We start from the raw sequence: 18808 nt of genomic DNA, 5'->3' as shown, positions 1-18808 counted from the left end.
GCACTTTACCCAAGTTCTTGCCAGATACCGAAAAATAAGGGTTTTTCAGCGAACGGTAAGGGGTTGAAGGGCCTGTTACTGCGTTTTATATATATAAAACGCATGACATGAAAACGCTAGTAACCATCTTCTTTATCTTCTTTATCAGCTTCGCTGCCCAGGCTCAGGAAAATACTGCTGAGGTAAAGGTTGAAACTGCGAAGAAAGAGATCGTTACTGAGACTGCTAAAGAGAACAGCGTTGCTCGTCTTTACCGTTTTAAGAATAGCAGAATCAAAAAGGAATTGTCTTTTAAGACAAAGAAGAGTGCTTCTAAACTGGCGTAATTCTTATTGCCATCTCGCTATGGCTCAATCAAATATTTCTCCATTTTTATAATCTCTTTATATCTTGAAGATTCCAGATAGGGATTCCTTTAATTCTTTTGTTCATTTTACCTTGATGCAAAATGAACATAAAATATCAAGAAGGTTTTAGGAAATTTTTGTGCCCTTTAAGCCCTGATAAATATCAGCGGGCACAAAATCATGGCGTGGCTATCGCTGCATGCTCTTTTTCGTTTCACGAAACGCACTTCCGCTGGCCACACCATTATTTCTGAAAACCTTCATTACCTCACATCTATGTATGGGTGTCGCGATGTGACTTGTTCGCTGCCATGACCCTATCTCGTTTTGCTACGCAAAGGAACTTCCTTTAAGATATATTTTGAACTTGGTAATGCTCAACCAAGTCTCGACTCCCATGCCAGAGGCAGGCAGGCGCTCGACCAGACAAAGCCGCTCGACCAGACAAATGTGCTCGACCTGGACTCACCAGCTAAATAGGTATTATGCTTGTTTTGCGCCTAAGGGAGAACAGATGTTGAATTTGGAATTAGCCCTTAGTAGAATCTACCTTCCCCATAAAAGCCATCAGCACATTCGCCGGAAAGACCAGTTGCACTACCAGCGTAATCGTCAAGAGGGCCAGGATCACCATACTCACCGAATTGTTATGCTGATAGACCTCCAGCATTTCCAGATCCATGCTGTTTTCCCCTGAAGGATTCAAAGGCAATACCTGCTTGTAAAAAAGGGTGCAAAGAAAAATCAGTATCGGACCTATAAGGGAAGTGCCCACATGAAGGGCATTTAATCGATAGCGAAGCTTTTTCCCCGTTCTGTACATTACCCAGTAAACCAGGGCAATTAAAAACCCGAACAAAGCAAGCAAATGAAAGACCCATCGGTGCTGAACTACTACATAGGTGTCACGGATGTTAAAATCAAAATTGACCAACGGTATAATAAAACCCAAAGCAATCAATATCAGGCTTGCCGGAAAAAAAAAGTAATGTGGTTTCTCAAATAGCAGCTTCATCTGCTCATTTTATATCTCCAAGATACTGATAAAATGCAAGGCTTTAAAACCAAAGGACTCAACCACTTACTAGTTTAATGTCAGAGGCGGACCTACCACACTCATTTCGCAATCGGAAAAGATCTTATCGATCTCTGCCATGTCAGGTTCATGGTCGAGTCCGGCCATCATCAGAAAAAACTCTTCCATTTTGCCCGCAGGCTGGAACAACACATTCATTTTTCCTGTTTTGGATACCTGTGTCCAGGCATGTGGCACGGTCTTCGGAAGAAAGATATGCTCCCCTTTTTCTAGATTGAAGTACGCTTTTCCTACCTGAAACCGATAAGCGCCCTCAATGACATAAAACACTTCATCCTGATAGTGGTGGATGTGCAGTGGTGTGCCCATTCCCTGAGAGATGGATGTTTGCTGAAAGATGGTCATGCCCCCTCCGGAATCTTTTCCTGATACTTTTAGGTCCATAATGTTGTGGTTCACCCCTTTCAGGGTAATGCGTCCATAAAGCCTGGCTTCCCCGGCTTTTACTTTGAATCCTGTTCTGGTACTCTGACTCTGGCAGGCGGTTGCAGACAAACTAACAAAAGGCAATGCCCCTATACTGAGGGCAGTTGCGAGAAACTGGTTGCGTTTCATTTGAAATATGATTGAAGTGGAAATCGTAAAGTACTTCTGATTAAAGCTATATAAATGTATGTGATTCCGGAATCACTTTTACAAAGGAAGATCTCTTTATTTTCAGACGTTTAACAAGGTATTCCCGGGCACCTTCAGCCTGTAGAATTGATGGTATTTTTAACTCCGCTCCTCAAATGGGAGGATGATCCCTTTTTCCAGGTACATTTTAAGTCCGTTTAACAACATGGCCCAGCAAAAGGAGGCGGTTTTAAAGTGAGCATTGCAAGCAGGCCAGTCTTTGTGGAAAAAATGGAGCCTGACACCGTCGCCGGACTCTTCGATCTCAAAACCAAAGCTGGTAGGGTCCCAATCGGCATCCGAACGGGTCATTTTAATACTAAAAAGGGTGTTTGGCTCGCACTGACTCACTTCCCCGTACCAGTCGTACTCAGGAGTAAAATAGAAATTGTATGTACTTCCCTTAGAGGGAGTGCCATTGCATCTGCGAGGCCACCAGTTTACCAGGTGTTCAGGTAAAGAAACCGCCTTAAATACGGCTTCAGGCGAAGCTGCAATACTAAGATCGTGGTAAATGCTATAACCACGGGCTTTCTCCGACGTTTTCTGATGACTTTCCAAAATCATATGGGTTTAGTCTGTTCAATTAAAAATACGTCTTTTTAAGAAGGTGGTGTGCGTTGTCTGACTATTCTATGGCCCATACCACCTGTATAGTGGCATTGTAAACCAGGTCGCTTGGCGTAAATCCGTCCACTTTCATTGCATCGGCTTCTAAGCTCATCATCGCCCGTTCGGTCCTGATAGGTGCATTATAGGAATTCCCGTACTGAATACGGGTCACCTTCTTTAATTCTGTTCCTGCAGCCTTCACGATAACCCCGGCCTTTCTAAAAGCGTCTTCGGTGGCCAGTTGTATCAGACGGTCCTGAACGGTTTCCTTTAGGGGATCTGAGATTTTAAAACTAAAATTAAGGTCGAATTCTGTTGCCCCGGAGGAGAATTGACGCAGGATCTTGCGGATATTATCTACCGTATTCTCAAAATCGAGGTGCAGTTGCTGGGTGGCGATATAACCACTGTCTATCTGTTGATTGTTCCTGTATTTGATGTTTTTTCGCACCTGGAAATTATCCGTAAAGATGGCGTCTTCCGAAAAACCCATTTTCCGGATTTGTGCTTTGATGTCCTCTGTCTGATTGCCTAAGCCGTTGATGGCATCCCCGAACTGCATTTCTACCGCACTTAGCGTCATATTCAGTACGCCGGTATCAGGGGCAATGGCCAGCTGGGCAGTTCCTGTAACCTCAAGTTCTGATTGGGAATGCTGCGCAATAGCCAGGGTAGTAAGGAAGAAAAATAAAAAAAATAAGCTGTTTTTCATGGCGTGATAGGGTACTGATTTATATACATCTAATGTACTTAATTCTTCAGCGATTCTAAAGGGCCGAATTGTTTTTCAGCAGGGATGCACAAAACCTCTGAAATTCTTCTGAAGTAAGTCCGCTTAAATAAGTCCTGCCCCCAGGGCAAGAGAGATCAGGATGAGCATAATGGCTACGGTGACCTGCAGGAAACGCAGGGTTACCTTCTTAAGCAGTCTGTTCCCAACAAAGGAGCCGGCTATTCCGGCAAGGGTGGCACAGAGGACCAGGGGGACGTAATCTCCAAGTCCGGCTGTGGCAAAACGGGTGGCGTATACACTCAGGCGGGTAAAATCGACCAAGGTAGAGACCACAACGGCTGTTCCTATAAAAACCTCCTTGGTTAGTCCGGCTTTGATCAGGAAGGCACTTCTCAGCGCACCCTGGTTCCCTGATAGTCCGCCAAAGAAGCCACTCAGAGCTCCCCCCAGGGGAAGTTTGTCCTTGCCGAACTGCAATTTGTTAAACCAGGGCAGGAGGTCCATACTGGCAAAGATGATTAGCAGGATAGAGATCAGGAATTTAACCGGATATACTTCAAAATGCTTCCCGAAGGCATCGTAGGCGAACAAGGGTTGTACGTCACTGATGTTGAGCAATAACCAGGATCCAAAGATGGCCGCCACTACGGCCGGGATTCCAAATTTGATCAACACTTGTTTGTCGGCATTCCGGCCTACAAGGAATAGTTTGTAAATGTTGTTAAAGAAGTGTACAACACCGGTAAGGGCAATAGCCAGTTCCACAGGGAAGAAAATCATAAAGACCGGGGTGAGGATAGTCCCCAGCCCAAAACCTGAGAAGAAGGTCAGGATGGCAACGAAAAAGGCCACTAAGGCAATGACAATGTATTCCATAGGGCGGTAAAAATAACTGAATTCAGATGTATATAAAAAAGCAGTTAATCTGATAGCCTTTTTCTTTATTGACCCCTTTTAGGCAAACTTGCCCATAATCATTGCCTTATCGCAAGTTTAACAAGTAAAAATGGATCAATACTCCGATAATCTACCTCTTTTTTCGGTAAGTGGTTTTAAGGGTTTGTGACGTTTACCGATGATTTTTTGCACTTAAACCAAGTTCTTGCCAGATACCGAAAAATAAGGGTTTTTCAGCGAACGGGAAGGGGCAGGACCCCCTTTCATAGCGTTTTTATTATATAAACCGCACAACATGAAAGCTATCGTAACTTTAATCTTTGTTCTCTTTATCGGATTCGCTGCCCAGGCTCAGGAAAACACCGCTGAGGTAAAGGTAGAAACTGCTGCGAAAGAGATCGTTACTGAAACTGCTGAAGAGAATAAGGTAGCTCGTCTGTACCGTTTTAAAAATAGCCGTATCAAAAAGGAGTTGTCTTTTAAAACTAAGAAGAGTGCTTCTAAACTGGCTTAGGTCTCGACTCTCATTCCTTCGGCAGGTATACTTGCCTACGGATGACAGGCGCTCTAACTGAAAATGAACTTTAAATACTTATACTATGATTCTTCCTGTTTTTCTTCTGCTTCTTCTGCTTCCGACGCTGCTTCCTCTTCCTCTTTCAAAAGTGTATGTTGAAGAATATTGATCTTTTTAAGCTTGGCCTTCCAGGTTTTTAAAGACTCTTTCTGCCGGTTGATCTTATCCACTACTTCCTTTACCAGAGGATTGTCTTCTGAGGCATTGGAAAAGAACTGTAGGTTGTTCTCCAGTTGATTGATCTCACTCTTGCCTTCGTCTATCTTCCTTTTGATAAAGCTCCTTTCTTTCCGCAGGGCGTAATCGTCTTCTGTAGAGGCTAACTGCTTTAATTTATTTCCGTACTTCAACAGCTCAGCTTCCTGCTGGGTTACCCCCAGTTTTTTAAGGACCCCGTCAACGATCTTATTGAATTTGCCGTTAATGCTTTTCTTGTTAAACGGAACTCTGCCAATAGCCCTCCATTCTCCTATCAATGCTTTAATGGTGGCCAGGTCATCCTCCCTGGATTTTCCCGGGCTAAAGGCCTGTAATTTATCGAGGCAGGCCTTTTTCTTCTCCAGGTTCTCGGTTTCCTGTCCGCTGGCCTTGTTCTTACTGGCGTGCATCTTGTCAAAATAATGGTTGCAGGCCGACTTAAATTCTTTCCAAAGCTTGTCTGAATACTTTCTGGGCACATGCCCGATCTGTTTCCATTCCTGCTGGATCTTCTTCATCTGAGGGGTAACGGTATCCCATTCCTCGGAATCCTTGAGGGAAACCGCCATTTTAACCAGCTCTCTTTTCTTTTCAAGGTTAATCTGCTGATCTTTTTTCAGGTTTTTATAAAAGACATTCTTCTTGCGGTTAAATGCCCTTACAGCCTCCTTAAAACGATTCCAGGTGTCTTCGTTGACCTTCTGAGGAACCTTGCCGGCAGCAAAGAAGGCAGAACGCAGGGCTTCCAGTTCCCTGATCTGTTTTTGCAGGCCTTTGTGGTCATTGGCAACACTTTCTCCAAGGACAGTGATGGCCTCGATAATTTCATTCTTCTTTACCAGATTACCTTCAAAACTCTTTTCCAGTTCCTTAAAATGCTCCTGCCTGCGCTGGTGCATTGCTTTGGTTGCATTGCTGAAACGCTCCCATATGGCCTCCCGGTGTTCTTTGTCGACCGGGCCAATATCTTCTTTCCAGATCTTGTGCAGGGTCTGTAAATCCCTGAATGCCTTGTTCAGATCGGGTTCCTGGGCCAGTGCTTCTGCACGTTGTACCAGTTTTTCCTTCTCCTCCAGATTGTACTTAAAGTCGAGATCCCTTAATTCCCGGTTTAAATGCAGGAAGTCGTAAAAGATCTCCACATGGTGATGGTAGGTACGCCAAACGTCATTGTAGTGGCTACGGGGAACAGCACCTGCATGCCGCCATTGTTCCTGCAGATCTTTGAAATTTTTATAAGTGGTATTGATATCTTCTTCAACGTTTACCAGGGCCTTGAGTTCTTCAATAATGTGAAGTCGTTTTTCCAGGTTCGTTTTTAAATTTTGTTCCAGGTTGCGGTAGTAGGCGTTTCTTTTTTCACGATAGTCTGAGTAGACTTCGTTAAACTGCCTTTTAGCTACAGAATTATACCTGAAATCTACTTCATTCCCCCCATTGCTTGTGAATTCTTCCTTTTTCTCTTCCAGGAATTCCTGGAATTTCAGGTCGAATTCCGATTTGATGGCATCCACATGGTTTTTTATGGCCTGTACCTTTTCGGTTCGGATCAGGCGCTGAAGTTCACCTACGAGGTTCTCCATGGTCATGGAGTGGTAATCCTGCATGGGAATATGATGCCTGCGGTGATTTTCCTCATCCTCGGCATCTTCGGCATTGGTTTCGTCTATCTCGTCGATAGCCTCTTCTTCTTCCCCATTTTTCGTGGCCTTCTCCTCCTTGGTGGCCTCCTTTTTTGGCGGAGTTTTGGTTTCCTCAGCCTCCTCTTTGGCAACAGGCTTTTCCTCCTTTTTTTCTGGAGTTTTACTTTCCTCAGCTTCCTCTTTGGCCACAGGTTTTTCCTCCTTATTTTCTGGAGCTTTACTTTCCTCGGGCTCTGCTTTGGCGACGGCCTTTTTCGCCTTGGTGGTGACGCTCTTGGATTTAGCCTTTTTCACGGGTTTATCCTCTACTGTCTTCCCGGAAGTTTTCTCTGAGGTCTTTTCTTCCTCAATAGTCTCCGATGTCTCTTTTCCCCCTGCATCAACCTGCAGTTTCTCTTCTTTCTCTTCCAACATGATTCTTTGGATTTATTGCTCTAGCGGGATATAATCCCTTTGTAAGATACTAACAACCCCACAGACATCAAAGGTAATCCTTCATCTTTTTAGAAGTGTAAAAGAGGGGTGTTTTAATTTTAAAACCTCAGAGATACTATTTCTGCCAGATCTCCCACGACTTATCAGCCTGGAACTTAAGCATGGACGAACCATTACAAATCGTCGCGCCCTGTCCCTCTCCAGCCTTTAAAAATGCCGTTTTTTCAGGATTGTAGACCAGGTCGAACAAGACATGCCCCGAACCTAAGTACGTATAAGGAATAAGCGGTTTATCTTCTACCCTTGGAAAAGTTCCCAGGGGAGTACAATTGACGATAAGAGTGTGTTTATTTATGTCTTCATTGTTGAGTTGATCATAAGACCACTGTCCCTCCTTGGGATTCCTCGACACTTTTACGAATGCTATCCCCATTTTCTCCAGACTATAGGCGATCGCCAGGGATGCTCCCCCCGTGCCCAGAATCAGCGCATGTGTATGATTAGCGCGCTCCAGCAAAGGTTTTACGGATTCCTGAAAGCCGTAAGCATCTGTATTATAACCTTCTAGTTCGGTTTTGGTAAATTTGATCGTATTAACGGCCCCGATGGCTTTTGCCTCAGGGTCTATCCGATGTAAATAGGGTAAAATATCTTGCTTATAGGGAATGGTGACATTTAGGCCGCGAAGGTTTTCTTCCTCCTTCAGGAGCGTTTCCAGGTCTGTTATGTCCCGCAGGTCGAAATTCTCATACGAACAATGCTGTAGCCCCTCTTTTTTGAAAAACTCAGTGAAATAGCCTTTGGAAAAGGAATAGGAAATATCCCTTCCTAATAGCCCGTACCTATGTTTTTTTTCTGTTTTTTCCATACCACTCTAATCCGATGAGAATCAATATACCCAGAATGACGAAAACTACAGCCCACCAGGTGTCTGCATTACTTAAATCAGGCAGGTAACGCTCGTAATTCCTGATAATGGGATCCCCATTACTGTCCCTGAGAACAGTACCCAGGATATCTTCAACAAAGATAGTTCTTTTCCAGGGCCATACCACGCCCAGGCTTCCCGTGATAAAGCCTATAATCACTGCGGTGGTCGTATGCCGGAAATGCTTTAAAACATAGCCCAACAGATGTGAAAGGGTAACCAGACCTGTGGCCGAACCCAGGGTAAATACCGCCAGGATTTTCAGGGTATCGAGTCGTTCCTGGTTGGAAGTAAAGCCAAAATCTCCTTGAATCACTTCGGCCATAGTGTCATAGAGTGCATTTACCGAGTCAACGAGAAGCAAAACATAATTCCCCAGCAGGATCAGGATAAATGAGCCGGATAAACCGGGTAAGGTCATCCCTGAGACACTGATAATTCCACAGAGAAATATAAAAAGCAGGTTGTCATTTTCCCTGGCCGGACTCAAAAAACTGATGGATATACCTACCACCAGGCCTATGATACCCGCCATGATGGTTTTCCGGTTCCAATGTTCGAAGTCTTTTGAAATAAAGTAGATCGATCCTATGATCATCCCAAAAAAGGTGGCCCAGACATAGAGTTCATTGTGTTCCAGAAAGTAATCAAGCAGTTTTGAAACACTGAAATAACTCACCAGCATCCCAAAGATGAGCAGGGTGAGGAACTGTCCGTTTACATAGCGGTAAAAACTCTTAAACCTGCCATTAAATAGGAGCTTAAAGGCTTTGAGGTTGATTTTTTGTAGTGAGTAAATAAATTCTTCATAAAACCCTGCAACAAAAGCTACAATTCCCCCGGATACCCCAGGGACCTTGTTGGCCGTACCCATGGCCAGACCCTTGATAACAAGGAATACTTTATCTATAAAAGATCTGGGTTGATGCATGATAGTTTGCTTTATTTTTTAGCAGCAAGCTTTTCAAGCATAAAAATAAGCGAAAAACCGGCTACAGCCAGAAGAATCGCCCAGAGAAGTTGAGGATCTTCGGGATAGGAGAGGGGAGAAACGTTTTCTTCCAATACGGGGATGCTTTTTCCGTCAAATTCCCTGGTTTCAATTACTATTTTCCAGGGCCATATTTTGCTGAGAGATCCAATGATAAAACCCGTGAGCAGGGCCAGCGTCATATTTTTGTAATGCTGAAACATCCATTTCAACAAGCGGGCAAAAGACAGCAACCCGAAAATAGCCCCTGTAAAAACGGTAGCGAGGATAAGCAGGTTGCGTTCATGGACGGCATCGAGGATGGTTTTATACGAACCCAGCAATACCAGGATAAATGCTCCGGAGATACCTGGAAGGATCATGGCACAGATCGCCAGGGCCCCTGAAAGAAATAAGTAGGGGAGACTTGCAGTGTTTTCCACCGGGGGTAGCTGGGTGATGTAATAAGCCGTAGCCGCTCCGGCAACCAGCATGAGCAGCACAGCCAGACGCCATTTTGTAATGGCCCGGGCCACAAAGATGACACTGGCCACCACCAGGCCAAAGAAAAAGGACCATAAAAGTACCGGTTCGTTGATCAACAGCCAGCTGATCATCCTGGCGAGAGTGATCACGCTTATAGCGATCCCCAGGAATATCGCTAACAGAAATTTTCCGTTCGCTTCCTGCCACATGGCGATAAAACCTTTTTTGGGCAAGGTTTTAAACACCGCAGGCCCGATTTGGTTGATAGAGGTGATCAATTCCTCGTAAATTCCTGAAATAAAAGCGATTGTACCTCCGGAAACTCCGGGTACAACATCGGCTGCGCCCATAGCCATTCCCTTGAGTGTAACGATTAGGTATTGAAAGAAGTTGCGGTCAGCCATGATTTTGAAAAAGCAAAAATAGTGCTTTTAGTCCGAAGCGTTCTGTACACTGGCGATTATGTTTCGCGCCCATACAGAATCGAAAAAGGAAGGAAACTCTTCTTTAAAAATCTCGAGTTGTTCAAAATCTTTTTTTAATGCCCTTCTGAATCTATACTGCGCCTTTACCGGATCATTCGCCATAAGATAGAGGCCGGCCATTTTGTATAGGATCACCGCCTCCTCAGGATAAAATTCGAGTCCCTGCAAAAGGATCTGGATGGCTGCTTCCACTTCTTCGTTCTGGGTGACGACCTCTGCCCAGTTTAACCAGGTATCCAGTTCGTAATTCCCCAGGTCAACTGCTTGTTTAAAAGCGAAATCAGCTTCGTCATAATTTTCCAGAGCTGCGTGAATACGGGCACATTTTTTCCAGTATTTAGCATTTTCTCCATCGATATTGATGGCTTTGTTGATGTAGTAAAGGGCCCGTTCGAAATTGTCTTTTTTAAAATAAAATTGAGTAATTGCCAGCCACCCCTTGTCTAGAAGGGGATCTTCGTGTACCGTTTGGTAAAAATAGAATTTTGCCAGATCGTCATTGTGAAGTTTTTCATGACACTTGCCAATTCTCAGATAGGCATGAGAGGTGGGATCGTCAATGGTAATTGTCGTCTCGTAGTTTTCAATGGCTTCATTGTATTTCCCCAGTTTCTCAAGCACTTTTCCCTTTTCAAAATAGGCCCCGATAAAGGTGTCGTCTGCAATAATGGCAAAATCAAAAGCGGCCAGGGCTTCTTCAAACATCTTCAGGGTAAAGTATTGTTTTCCCAACTGGTGCCAGGCTACCTGGCAGTATGGATTGCGTTCCAGATAATTATTTAGGTACCCTATGGCCCCTTCGTAATCTTCCAGAAATTCGAAGCAATAAATAACGTTGTACAAGGCAGAATAGTCCTGATCGTCAAACGAGACACACTTCATAAAGTGGATCTTTGCTTTTTCAAAATCATCCATAAACAGGTATTCCATCCCCAGCAGCGCATAAATATCAAAACTTTCCTCTGATATTTCCAGGGCTTTCTGAAGCAGGGCTACAGCTGCTTCATGATTGTCTTTTTTGGAATAAATATTGGCCCGCTGAATATAGATCTCCTCATTTGTGCTATCGTACAACTGAAGTTTGTCAAGGATTTTCTCGGCTAACTCCAGATTGTTTTCGAAGACCAGTACCTCTACGTTGAGCAACTTGAGCTCCATGGATTCGGGATGTTGCTGCAAACCTATCTTAATGGCCTTTTTGGCCAAAGAGATCTTACCATTGTTCAGGTAGTGGTGAATGATGTCTTCAAAATCTTCGGCATCGAAGAAGTAGACATCATCTGTCTTGAGCATGGATTCGAATTTAGTAATGGGCTGATTTGGTTTCTCGTTAGGATCTAACGCCATAGGAACTTACTTGGTTATTCTATGGACTTAAAAATAGTTTTTAAAACCACTTTTATCTCCGACTGGGTGCTATATTATTAACAAAATAGTTAACAAACTATTGTTTAAGGCCATCAAGTACCTCCAGGATGATTGCACATCCCTTCTCAATTTCCTCATTGGAAACGGTAAGCGGAGGAGTAATTCTGACAGCATTTTTTTCAAACAACAACCAAAAAAGGACCAGCCTTTTTTGGGCGCACAAAACTACTAAATCATTTGCGATTTCACTGCTTTTTAAAATTAAACATAGCATTAATCCTTTCCCTCTTATTTCCTTTATCAGCGGGTGGCTGAGACGCTCCCTGAACAGCGCTTCCTTAGCAATTGTTTGGGAAATTAAACTTGTTCCGGTAAGTACTTTGAGTGTTGCCAGGGCTGCGGCAGCTATAACAGGGTTTCCCCCAAAGGTGGTGATGTGTCCCAGCATGGGATTTTCCATCAGGGTAGTCATCATTTCTCTTGAAGCCGTAAATGCCCCCACTGGTAGTCCACCGGCCATTCCCTTTCCCATCACAAGGATATCCGGTACAATCCCATAATGTTCAAAGGCAAAGAGTTTTCCCGTTCTTCCAAATCCTGGTTGTATCTCATCCAGGATCAGAATTGTGCCTGTTTCGTCACAACGTTTTCGTACAGCTTTGAGGTAATCATCTATTGGCTGGATGAATCCTGCACCCCCCTGAATGGTCTCCAGGACAATAGCGGCCGTATCTTCTGTGATTTTTTGCAGGTCTTCCTTCCGATTAAATTCAATAAACCGGATATCAGGCAGCAAGGGTCTGAAAGGAGCCTTCCTTTCTTCAAAATTCATCAGGCTCAGACTGCCCATGGTATTGCCGTGATAGGCATTCTTCGCTGCAATAATCTGAGACCTGCCAGTATACCTTCGTGCCAGTTTTAATGCCCCTTCTATAGCTTCTGTCCCTGAATTGACCAGATAGGTGGTTTCCAGTGAAGCTGGTAATAATTCCGCAAGTGTCTTAGCGTATTCTACCGCCGGTTGCTGCACGTATTCTCCGTAGACCATTACGTGCATATAGGTTCTGGATTGTTGCTCAACGGCTGAGACAATCGCGGGGTGACAATGACCCAGGCTGCAGGCAGAAACACCTGCTACAAAGTCGAGATGCGCCTTTCCCTCTGAATCGTAAATATAACTTCCCTCGGCCCGGGACACTTCCAAGGCCAGGGGGTGTGGCGTAGTTTGTGCCTGATACAAAAAGAAGTCTTTCTTCATCTTTCTTCTATTTCCCGATCACCCTGAAGATCCAGATGTCATCGGTGTATTTCCCGTCGTATTGAGAATCCCGTGACCGTTCTGCTTCCTCCTTTGTATCGTAGCGATCGAGGTAGACATAGGTGTACTGATTCTTTTTTCGTACGAAAGACCTGGGCTGAATTCCCCTGTCTGAAAGGATTCTCGCAAAATGGGAATAATTCTCTTCCTTTTCAAAGACGTTGGCGATAAGGTAGTAACCCGGCTTCAGATCCGCTTCTCCTTTTACTTCCTCAAACCGCTTCCCCGAACTAGTCGTTACCTCTGCTTGTTTCTGCGATGGTTCCGGAACTGCTTTTGTATTGGAGGAATTGATAAAATCACGGGCTTTTTCTTCAACTTCCAGCATTGCCGGATCCATGTCCGTATCTATTGGGTTATCCAATCCCCTTATTTTTACAAGGGTGATATTGTTGTCGTCCTCATCAAAGATCTCTTCTTTGCTCCGTATTCGCTCATCCCCCCTCCAGATAAACCCTTTAAGCTTTCTGCTGTTCTCCGGCAGTTCCTCTTCAGGGAAAATATCCCCATCCGGATTAGTAAAAAAAGTAATATCCTCAATATCACTGTTTTCAAAAGTGAGCCTGATTGAACTGCAGATGGTCTTGTTAATCCCGATGAGTTCCTGATCGTCATTATACATATAGTAAATCACCTCTGTATTTTTGATCAGGTCGGCGATCTTCAGTTCATTTTCGATGAATTTCCCAAAGAGATTCTTGCCCTTAGCCTGATTAAAACCTTCTTTTCCAATGGTATCCTGCGAGATCACAAAGGCATTGTTAAGCACCTTCAGGGAGTCTAATTTTTCAGTTTCCATGTCTGAAATCAGATGAATGCTGTCTCCCGTCATCTGATTTTCCAGATTCCAGAGGATGGGTTTACGGATAAGCTGAGTGATGCCGGTTTTTTGCTCGAAATGCAGTGAATCACATTTCCCGCTCAGGTCGGTCTTGTAGAATTTTGTATTTCTGAATGCCCTGAGTATCCGATCATCCGGTTTTCCGGTTACCATCAGGGTATCTCCATGAATATAAAGGGAATCCTGTTCTACAAGACTTATAGAAACAGCCCTTTTGGTGGCAAATACCGAGTCTTTGGCCTTGTAGACTTCGGCATAATGAGCCCGTATTACCCCATTGTTTATAGTATCGGTGACTTTAATATTATTAGTGGCTGAGGCAAATTCCCGCGCCTTGTTAAAGTAAACACTGTCCCCCTCTATGATTCGATTATTGTAGTTGATTTTTGTGTTTTTGATCCCATATCCCGTTTCCACCTTGGTATCGTAAAAACCCCTTTCACAATAAAGGGTATAGGTTTCCCCCGTAATCGTTGAGGGGCCGTACATATAGGCATTTTTTGAGGTTGTATAATAATCGAGCTGACTCGATTCTACGGTATACTCCGGATTTTTAATCTTTACACTTTGAAGGAACTGGTATTTTTTTGGTTCCATATAATACCTGCCGATCTTACTCGTAAGCGTGTTGGCAGAATCTACGATGGTTCCTGAATTATTGTAATAAGACTCCTGATTTTCCCTGTCAAAATAAAGCGTGTCCGTCCGCAGGGTCATATCGCTGTTTTTCAAAACCACTTTCTCCCAGGCCTTGGCCAATTTGATATTTCCATCATAATCGATCTTTCCACTGGTCATCTGAATAGAATCGCCCTGTTCAAGCCTGATATTCCCTATGGCTTTAAGCTTATTCTCTTTTTGGTAGAATATGGCAATATCGCACCAAAGATCAGCGCCCTGATGTTCAAACTGTACCTGGCGGTCGTCCTTACTAAAGATGGAAGCCCCTGGATATTTTGCTTCGTCTTTTGTAAAATTTGCCCCGTAGACAATATTAATCTGCCTGGGCTGGGTTTTCTCTTCCTGGGCAATTAAACCCTGACTAAAAAGAGTAAATAGAAGTATGAAAATTATGCCTTTCAAAGACTTTGATTTGATCAAAAATAGGATTTTTTGATGCAGAAGGATTTTCTTTAGTACAGTTTTAATACTTAGTTATTAAAGAAACCTAAGAAACCGCCAACTCCCTGTGGATGGTTTGAGTACGGTCGGGGCCTACAGAAACGATCTGAATAGGTACTTCAAGGGCCTCTTCCAGATATTCGATATAGGTCATCAAATTCTGAGGTAGCTGCTCTTCGGAATTCATTTTTGTGAGATCCTGTTCCCAACCTTTTAATTCTGTATAGATCGGAGTTACATTATTTGCCTCTATATTATAAGGCAGGTGTGTGATCTTTTCCCCCTTGTAATGATAGGCTGTACAAACTTTTATAGTATCAAAACCGCTGAGTACATCTGATTTCATCATCATCAGATGTGTAACTCCATTGATCTGTACTGCGTATTTCAATGCTACCAAATCGAGCCACCCACACCGTCTCGGTCTTCCGGTAGTAGCTCCGAATTCATTTCCAACTTTTCCCATGGTCTCACCAACTTCATCAAAGAGTTCTGTTGGAAACGGGCCACTTCCCACTCGGGTGGTATAGGCCTTAAAAATTCCATATACCTTGTTGATCTTATTGGGAGCAACTCCCAGTCCGGTGCAGGCGCCGGCAGCTGTTGTATTAGAGGAAGTTACGTAGGGATACGTTCCAAAATCGATATCGAGGAGAGAACCCTGAGCCCCTTCAGCCAGGATAGATTTCCCTTCTCTCTGTGCCTGGAATAAATATTCTTCACTATCAATAAAAGTGAGTTTCTTCAGGGCTTCCACAGCCGAAAAGAAGTCTGCTTCCAATTCCGTCAGATTATACTGAATATCCACATCGTAGAAATGGATCATCGCTTCGTGCTTATCAGCCAGCTGGCGATATTTCTCTTTCCAGTTATTGAGTTCCAGATCTCCAACCCTCAGGCCATTTCTTCCTGTCTTATCCATATAGGTAGGCCCTATTCCCTTGAGGGTAGAACCTATTTTTGCCTTCCCTTTGGAAGCTTCCGAAGCAGCGTCTAGCAGCCTGTGTGTTGGCAAAATAAGGTGGGCCTTACGGGATATCAGAAGGCGGGTCTTTATGTCGAGTTCAAACTTCTCTAGATTGGCCAGTTCCTTTCTGAAAATAACCGGATCAATGACCACCCCGTTCCCTACCACATTGGTAGCCTCCTCATGGAAAATTCCTGATGGGATGGTATGTAAAACGTGTTTTAAACCGTCAAATTCGAGCGTATGCCCTGCATTGGGCCCTCCCTGAAATCGGGCTATGATATCGTAATTCTTGGTAAGTACGTCAACAATCTTTCCTTTTCCTTCGTCTCCCCACTGGAGACCTAGTAGTAAATCTACCGCCATGTAATTGTGTATTGTTAGTTTGCTTCTTCGTGTTGGTTTCTGGTACCGTAAAAATAAAGCGAATGATTGTTAATCTTTATATCGAAAACTTCTTCTATTGTTTGTTTGATCGACTGGATTCGCGGATCACAAAACTCAACTACTTCGCCCGTATCGGTCAGGATCACATGATCGTGCTGCCGGTCAAAATAAGATTTTTCATACTGAGCCTGATTCTTTCCAAACTGATGCTTGCGCACCAATTTGCACTCGAGTAAAAGCTCAATGGTATTGTAAAGGGTAGCCCGACTCACCCTGTAATTTTTGTTTTTCATTTTGATATAGAGGGATTCAATATCAAAATGGTTGTCGGTATCGTAAATTTCCTGCAATATAGCATAGCGCTCAGGGGTCTTTCTGTGGCCGTTGTCCTCCAGAAAGGCCGTGAATACGTTCTTTACAATTTCCTGATCTTTATTTCCCTTCATGCCTGCTTCTCCTGCAATACCCTGCAAATGTACAGCTAAAAATGTAAAAACTACAGCCTCAACGCGAGTGAATTAGCGCTAAAGTCAATTATGTTCTCGTCACCTTGTCGATGCCCTTTACTTGTTTCAGGTTGTCGATCAATTTTTTCAGAATTGCCTTGTTTTTTACCACAACGGTAATCCTTCCGGAGAAGGTTCCTCCATCGGTATCAAAATTCAGATTCCGCATGTTTACATGCATGTTATCTGAAATAATCTCTGTAATATCATTTATAAGTCCCAGATTGTCCAATCCGGTAAGTTTGATTTCCGCCGTAAATTCCTCCTGAGTGGAATCGATCCATTTGGCACTAATGATCCGATAGGCGTAATTCGACTGCAATGAGATTGCATTGGGACAGTTTTTCTTGTGCACCTTTATCCCGTCGTTTACGCTGATAAATCCAAATACATCGTCCCCGGGGATAGGATTGCAACACTGAGACAATTTGTATTCCAGCTTTTCCTCCTCTTTTCCAAAGACCAGCATGTCGTATTTGGAAGTAATCTCATCCTTGTCAATATCCTCAGGAACCGGTTTTTTCCGCATCCTGTTTTTAAAGAAACTGATAAATGCGTTGTTATAGGACGAAGCAAAATCCTTGATCATCTGGTTGTCTATCGAACCTATGCCTACCCTGTAAAACAGATCAAGACTGGTCTTTAGTTTAAAATAGACGACCATTTTATTGACGGAATCTTCATTGAGGGTGACTTTCTGGGATTTCAGTTTTCTCCTCAGTATTTCTTTTCCTTCTTCAGCAACCGCCTTCTTCTCATCCCTGAGGGAAGCTCTGATTTTAGAACGTGCCCGCGCTGTTGTAGCATATTCCAGCCAGTTTTGATTGGGTTTAGCACTGTCTGAAGTGATGATCTCGAGCTGGTCTCCGCTCTTTAATGCTGTGCTGAGGGGTACCAGTTTCCCGTTCACCCTGGCTCCCCTGGTACGCATCCCCACCTCTGTATGGATATTAAAGGCAAAGTCGATTGGTGTAGCTCCTTTGGGAAGCGAGATCAACTCACCTTTGGGGGTAAACACAAAAATCTCCTTGGAATATAAATTGAGTTTGAATTCCTCTACAAAGTCCACTGCATTCCCATTAGAACTTTCCAGTGCCTCCTGTAAGCGGTTCAGCCATTCTTCAATTCCCTGCTCCTTCTGTTCCCCGTGTTTGTATTTAAAATGTGCAGCATATCCCTTTTCGGCAATTTCATGCATCCGTTCACTGCGGATCTGCACCTCTACCCATTTCCCTTGAGGCCCCATAACCGTTATATGCAGGGCTTCGTATCCGGTCGACTTAGGAGAGGAAATCCAATCGCGTAATCGAATTGGATTGGGCGTAAAGTGGTCAGTAACAATGGAATAAATTTTCCAGGCAAGGAATTTTTCGTTCTTTTTATCCGACTTATAGATGATTCTGATGGCGAATTTGTCATAGATTTCATCATAAGAGACATTCTGGGCATTCATCTTCTTTCGTATAGAGAAGATGGATTTCATCCTGCCCTTAATAGTGTATTTGAGTTTTTCCTTGTCGAGAGAGTCGCGTATAACTGCAGAAAAGTCTTCAATATATTTCAATTGCTCTTCTTTGGTCTCCTCGATCTTACTCTGTATGTCGTGATATACCTCGGGTTCTGTATATTTCAGACTGAGGTCTTCCAGTTCGGTCTTGATGTTGTACAGCCCTATCCTGTGCGCCAGCGGGGCATAGATATAAAGGGTTTCCGATGCCAGTTTTACCTGCTTGTCTTCAGGCATGGCATCCATGGTAAGCATATTGTGGTACCGGTCTGCGATTTTGATGATAATTACCCTGACATCATCGTGGAGGGTAAGGAGCATCTTCCGAAAGTTTTCGGCCTGCTGGGAAATATTAGTGTCTTTCTTTAAATGCGCAATTTTGGTAAGGCCATCTACGATACGGGCTACCGTTTCCCCGAAAAGTCGTTCTATATCATCCAGGGTGTATTCGGTATCTTCCACCACATCATGAAGCAGGGCTGAGGCAATAGAAACCGCGTCCAGACCAATTTCCGAAGCCACAATTTTAGCTACGGCAATAGGATGGAATACATAGGCCTCCCCTGATTTTCTGCGTTGGTTTTTATGGGCATCTACTGCCACATCAAATGCAGAACGGATCAGTTTTTTATCCTGAGGGCTAAGCGTCTGATAGCTAATGCGTAGCAATTCTTTGTATTGCCTGGCGATTTCGCGATTTTCCTTGTCGATTACAGTATCACTCCTCATACTTTAAAATTACCACAATCTTTTCTAGTTAGCAACAAAAA

Annotated in this window: 18 protein-coding genes; 3 read left to right on the top strand and 15 right to left on the bottom strand. The window is 43.7% G+C overall.

Features of this window, described 5'->3' with window-relative positions; all coding sequences use genetic code 11:
* Positions 1-107: 107 nt before the first annotated feature.
* Complete coding sequence (locus tag AB8P51_RS10105) at positions 108-326, top strand: hypothetical protein (RefSeq protein ID WP_369748710.1); 219 nt, start codon at positions 108-110, stop codon at positions 324-326.
* A gap of 348 nt (positions 327-674) precedes the next feature.
* A complete protein-coding gene (locus AB8P51_RS10100; RefSeq protein WP_369748709.1) occupies positions 675-827 on the top strand; it encodes a hypothetical protein in 153 nt (50 codons plus the stop codon).
* A 49-nt stretch (positions 828-876) separates the two neighbouring features.
* On the opposite strand, the gene AB8P51_RS10095 is transcribed toward AB8P51_RS10100, so the two are convergent.
* The 5 genes from AB8P51_RS10095 to AB8P51_RS10075 all read right to left on the bottom strand — a co-directional run bounded on the left by AB8P51_RS10095 (position 877) and on the right by AB8P51_RS10075 (position 4279).
* Positions 877-1362: a hypothetical protein gene (locus AB8P51_RS10095; protein ID WP_369748708.1), complete on the bottom strand. Its 486-nt coding sequence runs from the start codon at positions 1360-1362 to the stop codon at positions 877-879.
* Positions 1363-1431: 69 nt separating this feature from the next.
* Positions 1432-1998: a cupin domain-containing protein gene (locus tag AB8P51_RS10090; RefSeq protein WP_369748707.1), complete on the bottom strand. Its 567-nt coding sequence runs from the start codon at positions 1996-1998 to the stop codon at positions 1432-1434.
* Between the two features lie 159 nt (positions 1999-2157).
* Positions 2158-2625 (bottom strand): SRPBCC domain-containing protein, encoded by a 468-nt coding sequence (locus AB8P51_RS10085; RefSeq protein ID WP_369748706.1) that lies wholly within the window; start codon positions 2623-2625, stop codon positions 2158-2160.
* A 61-nt stretch (positions 2626-2686) separates the two neighbouring features.
* On the bottom strand, positions 2687-3382 hold the full coding sequence (locus tag AB8P51_RS10080; protein ID WP_369748705.1) for an SIMPL domain-containing protein: 696 nt from the start codon (positions 3380-3382) through the stop codon (positions 2687-2689).
* Between the two features lie 123 nt (positions 3383-3505).
* On the bottom strand, positions 3506-4279 hold the full coding sequence (locus tag AB8P51_RS10075) for a sulfite exporter TauE/SafE family protein (protein WP_369748704.1): 774 nt from the start codon (positions 4277-4279) through the stop codon (positions 3506-3508).
* 316 nt (positions 4280-4595) lie between these two features.
* On the opposite strand from AB8P51_RS10075, the gene AB8P51_RS10070 reads away from it, so the two are divergent.
* On the top strand, positions 4596-4814 hold the full coding sequence (locus tag AB8P51_RS10070) for a hypothetical protein (protein ID WP_369748703.1): 219 nt from the start codon (positions 4596-4598) through the stop codon (positions 4812-4814).
* A gap of 83 nt (positions 4815-4897) precedes the next feature.
* On the opposite strand, the gene AB8P51_RS10065 is transcribed toward AB8P51_RS10070, so the two are convergent.
* From AB8P51_RS10065 to AB8P51_RS10020, 10 genes are all read right to left on the bottom strand, one after another.
* The gene (locus tag AB8P51_RS10065; RefSeq protein ID WP_369748702.1) at positions 4898-7132 is read right to left on the bottom strand and encodes a DUF349 domain-containing protein; all 2235 of its coding nucleotides are present in this window, start codon (positions 7130-7132) and stop codon (positions 4898-4900) included.
* A 136-nt stretch (positions 7133-7268) separates the two neighbouring features.
* Complete coding sequence (locus AB8P51_RS10060) at positions 7269-8021, bottom strand: shikimate dehydrogenase (RefSeq protein WP_369748701.1); 753 nt, start codon at positions 8019-8021, stop codon at positions 7269-7271.
* Positions 7996-9012 carry a DUF368 domain-containing protein gene (locus tag AB8P51_RS10055; protein WP_369748700.1) on the bottom strand — a complete coding sequence of 339 codons (1017 nt, stop codon included), beginning with the start codon at positions 9010-9012 and terminating at the stop codon, positions 7996-7998. The genes AB8P51_RS10060 and AB8P51_RS10055 overlap by 26 nt, the downstream gene beginning before the upstream one ends.
* Positions 9013-9023: 11 nt before the next feature.
* Entirely contained in the window at positions 9024-9941 is a 918-nt protein-coding gene (locus tag AB8P51_RS10050) for a DUF368 domain-containing protein (RefSeq protein WP_369748699.1), read from the bottom strand.
* 27 nt (positions 9942-9968) lie between these two features.
* Entirely contained in the window at positions 9969-11369 is a 1401-nt protein-coding gene (locus tag AB8P51_RS10045) for a hypothetical protein (protein WP_369748698.1), read from the bottom strand.
* Between the two features lie 97 nt (positions 11370-11466).
* Positions 11467-12648 carry an aspartate aminotransferase family protein gene (locus tag AB8P51_RS10040; RefSeq protein ID WP_369748697.1) on the bottom strand — a complete coding sequence of 394 codons (1182 nt, stop codon included), beginning with the start codon at positions 12646-12648 and terminating at the stop codon, positions 11467-11469.
* 7 nt (positions 12649-12655) lie between these two features.
* Positions 12656-14632, bottom strand: a complete 1977-nt coding sequence (locus tag AB8P51_RS10035; protein ID WP_369748696.1) for an OstA-like protein — start codon at positions 14630-14632, stop codon at positions 12656-12658.
* Between the two features lie 85 nt (positions 14633-14717).
* Positions 14718-16004 (bottom strand): adenylosuccinate synthase, encoded by a 1287-nt coding sequence (locus AB8P51_RS10030; RefSeq protein WP_369748695.1) that lies wholly within the window; start codon positions 16002-16004, stop codon positions 14718-14720.
* Between the two features lie 14 nt (positions 16005-16018).
* Positions 16019-16471, bottom strand: a complete 453-nt coding sequence (locus AB8P51_RS10025) for a Fur family transcriptional regulator (RefSeq protein ID WP_369748694.1) — start codon at positions 16469-16471, stop codon at positions 16019-16021.
* A gap of 88 nt (positions 16472-16559) precedes the next feature.
* Entirely contained in the window at positions 16560-18767 is a 2208-nt protein-coding gene (locus AB8P51_RS10020; protein WP_369748693.1) for a bifunctional (p)ppGpp synthetase/guanosine-3',5'-bis(diphosphate) 3'-pyrophosphohydrolase, read from the bottom strand.
* Between the last annotated feature and the right edge of the window lie 41 nt (positions 18768-18808).

The organism is Muriicola sp. SD30 (assembly GCF_041205185.1).
Lineage (GTDB): Bacteria > Bacteroidota > Bacteroidia > Flavobacteriales > Flavobacteriaceae > Muriicola.
The sequence above is the reverse complement of the archived record's forward strand: the minus strand, read 5'-3'. Positions and strand labels throughout refer to the sequence as shown.